Raw genomic sequence first — 1,275 nt, 5'->3', positions numbered from 1 at the left:
CCGGCCGGCAGCAATAAAGCGCTGCGCCTGCTCGCGGGTGCGCGCCGGCGACTGCCCGGCGCGGTAGAGATCGCTCCCCAGCCCCGCGCCGGCGCACCCGGCCTGCACCCAGGCGGCGAGGTTATCCGGCGTCACGCCCCCCACCGCCAGCACCGGCACCTCCGGGGGCAGCACCGCCTTCAGCGCCCGAATATAGTCGGGGCCAAACGCGGAGGAGGGAAAGATTTTCAGCCACTGCGCGCCGGCGTCCAGGGCGTTAAACGCCTCGGTCGCGGTAGCGCATCCGGCGCAGACCAGCATCCCCTGCGCCACCGCCCGGCGGATCACCGCCGGCTGCGTATTCGGCGTCACCACCAGCTTCGCCCCCGCCGCGGCGAGAAAATCCACCTGCCCGACGTTAAGCACCGTCCCCGCGCCAATCACCGCCCGGTCGGCAAAGCGGCCGACCGTCTGCGGAATACTCTGCTGCCAGTCCGGTGAGTTCAGCGGGATTTCAATATAGCGAAAACCGGCGTCCACCAGCGTCTCAACGTGTTCCGCCGCCTCTGCGGGGCCAATACCGCGCAAAATCGCGACCAGCTTAACTGCGTTCATCCATTATCCTCGCCATACCGCTCAAAAATGCCTCATCGCCGCTGCAGCTCTTCACGACCCGACCTTGCGCCGACATTGCCCGCTGGTAGCGGGCAGTCAGCCCCGGATCGCCCACCAGGGTGACGGCGGCGCTGCGATAGCGATCGCCAAAGGCCGCCACCTCGGCGCCAATCAGCAGCCCGGAGAGATAGTCGCTGACCGAAGCCGGCGCCAGCGCCCCCAGCAGCCGGGCGGCGCGGGCGGTAAACAGCTCGCCCGCCAGCGGCGAGGCCAGGCCTTTTTCCAGCCCCAGCTCAAAAGCGGCGTCGTCCGGCCGCTGCTCGGGAAGCTGCCTGCCAATCAGCGACTGGCTCAGCAGCAGATGATGCAGCTCGCCGGTCATGGCGGTGGAGAAATGCTGCACGACTCCGCGCTCTACCCGCACCCACTTGCTGTGGGTGCCCGGCATAATGTAGCAATCGGCGGGGGCGATTTGCCCGGCCCCCCGCAGCTGGGTCTCTTCCCCGCGCATCACGCCGTACTCCCCGGCCAGCTCGACCTTGAGACCGGGCACAATCCACACGTTTTCGGCGACGCCGAACAGCCGGCATCCCGGCGCGTCGATGGCGGCGGGACAGGCCAGGTACGGGACCGGGCACCAGCCGGCGTCGCTGCCGACCATCCCGGCCATCACCCCCGGGA

2 protein-coding genes are annotated in these 1,275 nt (G+C 69.0%); both read right to left on the bottom strand.

The features are described 5' to 3' along the window. Positions 1-594: 2-dehydro-3-deoxy-6-phosphogalactonate aldolase (locus PFH44_RS27715; protein WP_283826859.1), on the bottom strand; the 594-nt coding region annotated here is incomplete at its 3' end. After that, a partial coding sequence (locus PFH44_RS27710; protein WP_283826858.1) for a 2-dehydro-3-deoxygalactonokinase occupies positions 581-1,275 on the bottom strand: 695 nt, incomplete at its 5' end. The genes PFH44_RS27710 and PFH44_RS27715, both read right to left, overlap by 14 nt.

The sequence above is a fragment of the Klebsiella sp. Ech2A genome, from assembly GCF_030078455.1.
Lineage (GTDB): Bacteria > Pseudomonadota > Gammaproteobacteria > Enterobacterales > Enterobacteriaceae > Klebsiella > Klebsiella terrigena.
The sequence above is the reverse complement of the archived record's forward strand: the minus strand, read 5'-3'. Positions and strand labels throughout refer to the sequence as shown.